Below are 6,146 nucleotides of genomic sequence, written 5' to 3' on the forward strand. Positions count from 1 at the left end.
TTATTTAAAAAACTTTTTATTTATTTAAATTTAAATTCTAAAATTTAATTCTATTCTTCATTTCCATAAAAAGACGGTTTTTTAATAGTATCTTCGTTTATAATTCTTTTTCTATATTCTATTATTCTATTTAATACCGTTTCAAAACTATCTTTTGTTACTATCTTTCTTCCCGAAAGCATGGTTATAACCAAATCGGGAGTTTCTTCCATAAACTCTATTTGATGCGGATTAACATACAAAATCGTTTTATCAAATCTCGTTATATGTATCATTAAAACTCCCAATTAATTATACTATAAAATAATAAATTTGTCTATTTTTATTATTTATCTTTTTCATTATCTCTTAAGCGCTATAACTTCTTGAAGCATTTGGTCTGCTGTCGTTATAGTTCTTGCATTGGATTGAAAGCCTCTTTGAGTCACAATCATATCCGTAAACTGTTCGCTCAAATCCACATTCGACATTTCCAAAGTTCCCGCTTTAATAGAACCTCTTCCTTCAACCGCCGCAGGTCCGATATTTGCCGCTCCAGAGTTATTGCTTTCTACAAATAAAGTATCTCCCGCTTTTTCAAGTCCGCCAGCGTTATTGAATTTTGCCAAAGCGACTTGTCCTAATGTTTTTCTGTTTCCGTTTGTAAATACTCCCGTTATTTGTCCGCTGTCGTCAATACTGAATCCTTCCAACATTCCCATAGTATATCCGTCTTGTTCGATTGCTTTCGTAGTGGAAGGAGATTCAAATTGAGTGATTCCATTAAACAATCCAGAAGTTCCCATAGTCAAATTAATAGTTTGTTCAACTTCGCCTTCCGTTCCTTGATAGGTGAAAGAAACATTTGGCATTAAAACTCCTTCTTCTTGAGTTTCTCCGCCATCGCTAACCGATATTAAAGAACCAGCATCGTTAAATACTAATTGAAAAGTATTATTTCCTCCGCCTTGAACGGGGTCGCCTGCAGAAACGCTTACGCTTCCTTCGGTTGCATCGGGAATTTCTATAACCATATCCCATCTATTTACATCGGTTCTATTGAAAGTAGCTCTTAATTGACGAGGTATTCCAGTAGAATCGTAAACGGTAATATCGGCTTGATGATAATCGGAATTCTTTTGCAGATTGCAGAAGAAAGTAGTATTTTCCGTAGCTCTCGCAGGGTCCTTTGAACCTACGGGAATAATCAAATCTTCCACTCCAGCCGCGGTGTTAATTATCATCTCTCCCGTTTCGTTCATTTGAGAATTCCATCCTTGCACTTTATAACCGTTTGAAGGATTTACTAAATAACCGTCTTTATCCAAAGAAAAAGCTCCGTTCCTCGTATAGAAAGAATTATTTCCTCTCTTTTCAATGAAAAAACCTTCTCCTTGAATCGCTAAATCGGTATTTACCCCCGTAACTTGCAAAGCTCCTTGAGTATGAATTGTGTCGATAGTGGCAACCATCATACCTAATCCAACCTGTTGAGGATTGATACCGCCTCTATCTTCTTGCGGTTTAGCGGCTCCGCTTATAGATTGGCTTATCATATCCTTAAAAGTGACTCTTCCTCTTTTGAATCCGTAAGTATTAACATTGGCTATATTATTTCCAACCACATCCATTCGAGTTTGATGATTTTGTAAACCAGACACGCCGGCAAATAATGAACGCATCATAAGGCGTATTCCTCCAAAAATTTAATATTTCTTATAAAATATTGTCGGTATAATTAAAAATTGCTTAATATTTTTTAGTATATTTGATATAAATTATTTCGTAATTCGCATGTTTCATTTTATAATTAATTAAACTTGAATTTTATAATAATTTCTATATACTTATAAAATAAATATTTAAGGACGGCATTTTGAAAGTTATTATTCCAGCGGCGGGAGAAGGCACGAGATTAAGACCGCATACGAACACTAAACCCAAACCAATATTGCCAATAGCGGGTTCTACAATTATAGATTTTATAATGGAAAATATTTCTTTAATTCCAGATTTGGAAGAAGTTATTTTTATAGTCGGATATTTGAAAGAACAAATGATTGAATATCTTACTTCAAAATATAAAAATATTAAACTTTCGTTTGTAGTTCAAAAAGAATATAAAGGCTTGGCGCATGCGATTTCGCTTACGAGAGAATATATTAAAGACAGCGATAAAATTTTTATTATATTGGGAGACACAATTTTTAAATTAGATTTGACGGAAATAGTCGCTAAAAATGAAAATTCTTTAGGAGTATGCGAAGTCGATAATCCGAGCAGATTCGGAGTCGCGATTTTAAACGATAAAGGAACAATAAAAAAATTAGTGGAAAAGCCGAAAGAACCGATAAGCAATTTGGCTTTGACGGGTTTATATCATATTGTCCAGTCAAAAGAATTATTTGAAGCGATAGATTATATAATAGAAAGCGATATTAAAACTAAAAACGAATATCAATTAACTGACGCTTTGGAATATATGATTGAAAGAGGCTCTATTTTCAAAACATTTAAATTGGACGGATGGTTCGATTGCGGCGAAAAATCGACTATGATAGAAACGAATAGATTATTAATAAAAAATAAAATATTAAGCGAAAATATTAAAGATTCGGCGATAGTTCCGCCCGTATTCATAGATAAAAATGTCGAAATAAAAAGTTCGGTAATCGGTCCCTTCGTTCATATCGGCGAAAATTCAAAAATAGAAAATTCAATACTCAAAAATTGCATTATGTTTGAAGATGTAAATATTTCTAATGTTTTAATGGATGACTGCATCGTTTCAGAAAAAGCGAAATATAAAGGAAAAACGAATTCTATGGATATTGGCGCTTCGATGACTATCGAACAAAATTAAATAAGGTTTAATTATAAATAAATCCCATAGCTACAAATTGAAGTAAACTTATAAATAAATATATAAAAGCGTCCATTAAAAGAAGAGATTTTGGATAATTCGTAAGCATTATTGAAAATCTTAATTTTTCTACGATTGTAAAAGTTGAATATAATAAAAAAGATATAAAAACTTTTTGATTTAAATTTATTATAATCGAAGGAATAAAATAACAAAAAAGCATAAAATATAAAGCGATAATCAAACTTTGAATAAAAGAAAATATTTCCGAATAATAAACCATTTTTATTTTGCTATTCCAGTTTTTCACGCAAGGCAGCATTTCTCTCGAATATATAAATTTTTTTATCGTCTGAAATTCAAACAATAATCGAACGCCTAAAAATCTGATTATATAAACCGTTAGAGATAGTTTCAAAAATTTAATTAATATTTCTTCCATTAAAATCAATCAATATTTTTATTTATATTTTAAAATTAAAAATTATATAAATACCATTCATCGCAGTTTTTACAAAAATCGAGTTTATCAAAAACATTATTCGTATAATAATTTTCAAATGATTTCCAAATCGTTTCCAAATCGTTTTCGTAAATCGAAGATATTTTTTTTTCTTTATTAATATCGAATCTGCAAATATAAATATCTCCGTAAGCGTCAATAAATAAATCTCTCGCCAAATGCCAGCAGCCGACTTTTATCAAAGGAGACATATCGCCAACTCTATTATCTTCCGCAATTCCTCTAAATGTATAATATTTTTGCATTATAATTTCGACTTTATACTTTTCAAAATATTTATAAAAAGAAGTCAAATAATCGAAATTAGATTTTTGTTTGGTTATTTGCAAATAAGTATTTTCAGGTTCTCTAATCAAATAATAATCAATATTCGACAAAATAGTTTTAATATCTCCGTTTTCGTAAATTTTATTATAAATATTTTCGTCCACCGCGTCCAAATGAATTATTACAAAAAGATTTTTTCGTTCGTTTTGTAAATTAAGCAGTTTTTTAGCCTTATCGTTATCGAGCAAAAAAGCGTTCGTTTCCAAATAAATATTTGCTTTTTTATTTTTAGTCGCATAATCTAAAATCTCAAAAATTTCTTCGTTAATCAAAGGTTCAAAAAAACTTCCGATAGATAAATGAAAGTCATCGCAAAAATCGGCTAATTTATCAAAAATATTTTTAAATTCTTCAAAAGTTAAATTTTTTTCTTCTTTAGATAATTCTTTTTTTAAGCCATCGCATGAAAATAAATTTTTATTCAAAACATTCTGCCTATTGTTTATATCGATTTCAATATACGCGGGCAAAGTTCTTTTTATAATCGGATTTTCTTTAATCGCTTTCACAATTTCGTCATAACTTTTATAATCAATTAGTCGCGATATTAAAATAGAATTTCTTTTGCAATCGGCAAGTAAATATAATCTGTAATATCTCATATCATATTCTGAAACCAAAATTTCTATTTCAAAAAAATTCGGGTCGATAAATACTATATCTCTTATCGCGTTTTCCGTGATTTTAATATCTTTATTTTTTATCATATCAAATAATTTTTCAAACGCGTTTCTTCTTATTATAAACGGAACAATTCCAATAGGATAATTTTCGCCATAGCTGAAATATGCAATATTTTCTTCATGAATTTTTGTAAGTTTTATCGTTTCTTCTACACTGAAAAGCGGCATATTACTTGGAATATAAATTATATTATCATAGCCTTCGCTTTCTTTAAAAATATTATTCAAATAATTTTCTATATTTTCAATGTTTTTATTTTCTAAATTTTTAATTTCGCAGTTTAAATTATTTTTAAGAGAATTTATTTTTTCTAAAAATTGATTTTCAAATCGTTTTGAATATTCGTTTGAAAAAGAATTGTCGACTAATATTAAAAAATTCATTATTAAACCTCTTTTAAAATTTTTACAAAATTAATCCGAATACGAAGAGAGAATATCTTCCTGTTCTTTTTTAAATAAAGCGTCCGTTATTTCGTTAATCTCTCCGTCCATAAATCTATCTAATTTATATAATGTTAAATTTATTCTATGGTCGGTCACTCTGTTTTGCGGAAAATTATAAGTTCTTATTCTTTCGCTTCTGTCTCCCGAGCCGATTTGTTCTCTTCGCTCTTTCGATTCTTTCGCCTTTCTTTCCGCTTCCTCTTTTTCGTAGATTCTAGCTCTCAATACTTTCAAAGCTTTCGCCTTATTTTTATGCTGACTTTTTTCATCCTGACATTGAACGACTAAACCAGTAGGCAAATGCGTAATTCTAACTGCGCTGTCCGTAGTATTAACCGACTGTCCACCAGGTCCGCTCGAACGAAATATATCGACTCTTATATCTTCGTCTTTGATTACAACATCGCTTTCCATAGCTTCGGGCATAACCGCTACAGTAGACGCTGAAGTGTGAATTCTTCCTCCAGATTCGGTTGCGGGAATTCTTTGCACTCTATGAGTTCCGCTTTCAAATTTTAAACTTCTATAAGCGTCTTTACCCGAAACCGAAAATATAACTTCTTTATAGCCTCCGAGTTCCGTTGGACTCGTATCTATTATTTCCATTTTCAAATTCGCTCTTTCGATAAAACGGCTATACATTCTAAATAAATCGCCGACAAATAAAGCCGATTCTTCTCCGCCAGTTCCGACTCTGATTTCTATTATAATATTTTTTCCTTCGTTTTTATCTTTTGGCAAAAGCGATAATCTTAAAGCCGTTATAATATTTTCTTTTTTTTGATTAAGTTCTTCGATTTCTAAAGAAGCCATTTCTTTAAGTTCTTTATCCGTGTCGGAATTTTTTATCATTTCTTCCAAATCTTCCGACTGTTTCAAAACTTCTTTTAATTTTTTATATTCAAAAACTATATCTTCCATTTCGGATTTTTTTTTCATAAGCTCTTGAATGACTCTATTGTCTTTTATATTTCCATCGTTTAATTTTTCTACTATTTCGTTATAACTATTTTCAACGAGCGACAATTTATCGATAATTGACATAAATTAGTTTCTCCAAATGATTTAGTATTATATACGATTAACTATAATTATCAACTATTTTGCTAAATTGGTATAAAAGATTTTATTTGTCAAAAATTAATCGTTTCAAAATTTTTATAAAGCGTTATATATATTTATTAAATAATTTTGTAAAATTTTTTAATTTATATGCTAACTAATTTTTTAAGTAATTATTAAATCTCTTTGACAAATAAAATTATTCTGTTATAATATTATTATGATTGAAAAAGATTTTAAAGTTTTGAACGACTACTTTATG

At 29.6% G+C, this 6,146-nt stretch carries 6 protein-coding genes; 1 reads left to right on the top strand and 5 read right to left on the bottom strand.

Features of this window, described 5'->3' with window-relative positions; translation table 11 throughout:
* Nucleotides 1-50 precede the first annotated feature (50 nt).
* Both ACR0QS_RS01585 and flgE read right to left on the bottom strand, forming a co-directional pair.
* The gene (locus tag ACR0QS_RS01585) at nt 51-275 is read right to left on the bottom strand and encodes a flagellar FlbD family protein (RefSeq protein WP_021957990.1); all 225 of its coding nucleotides are present in this window, start codon (nt 273-275) and stop codon (nt 51-53) included.
* Nucleotides 276-341: 66 nt separating this feature from the next.
* Nucleotides 342-1,664, bottom strand: coding sequence for a flagellar hook protein FlgE (flgE, locus tag ACR0QS_RS01590; RefSeq protein ID WP_432631696.1), 1,323 nt, complete (start codon nt 1,662-1,664; stop codon nt 342-344).
* 191 nt (nt 1,665-1,855) lie between these two features.
* Between flgE and ACR0QS_RS01595 the strand changes: the two genes are divergently transcribed.
* Nucleotides 1,856-2,842 (top strand): sugar phosphate nucleotidyltransferase, encoded by a 987-nt coding sequence (locus ACR0QS_RS01595; RefSeq protein ID WP_432631697.1) that lies wholly within the window; start codon nt 1,856-1,858, stop codon nt 2,840-2,842.
* A 7-nt stretch (nt 2,843-2,849) separates the two neighbouring features.
* Here ACR0QS_RS01595 and ACR0QS_RS01600 read toward each other — a convergent pair whose 3' ends face one another.
* Genes ACR0QS_RS01600 through prfA form a run of 3 tightly spaced genes read right to left on the bottom strand, consistent with a single transcriptional unit; the run spans nt 2,850 to nt 5,866 of the window.
* A complete protein-coding gene (locus ACR0QS_RS01600; protein WP_432631698.1) occupies nt 2,850-3,284 on the bottom strand; it encodes a hypothetical protein in 435 nt (144 codons plus the stop codon).
* Nucleotides 3,285-3,319: 35 nt separating this feature from the next.
* A complete protein-coding gene (locus tag ACR0QS_RS01605; protein ID WP_432631699.1) occupies nt 3,320-4,759 on the bottom strand; it encodes a spiro-SPASM protein in 1,440 nt (479 codons plus the stop codon).
* A gap of 30 nt (nt 4,760-4,789) precedes the next feature.
* The gene (gene prfA / locus ACR0QS_RS01610; protein WP_432631700.1) at nt 4,790-5,866 is read right to left on the bottom strand and encodes a peptide chain release factor 1; all 1,077 of its coding nucleotides are present in this window, start codon (nt 5,864-5,866) and stop codon (nt 4,790-4,792) included.
* Between the last annotated feature and the right edge of the window lie 280 nt (nt 5,867-6,146).

Origin of the sequence: Brachyspira sp. (assembly GCF_050873525.1) — a bacterium.
In the GTDB taxonomy this organism is placed as follows: domain Bacteria; phylum Spirochaetota; class Brachyspiria; order Brachyspirales; family Brachyspiraceae; genus Brachyspira.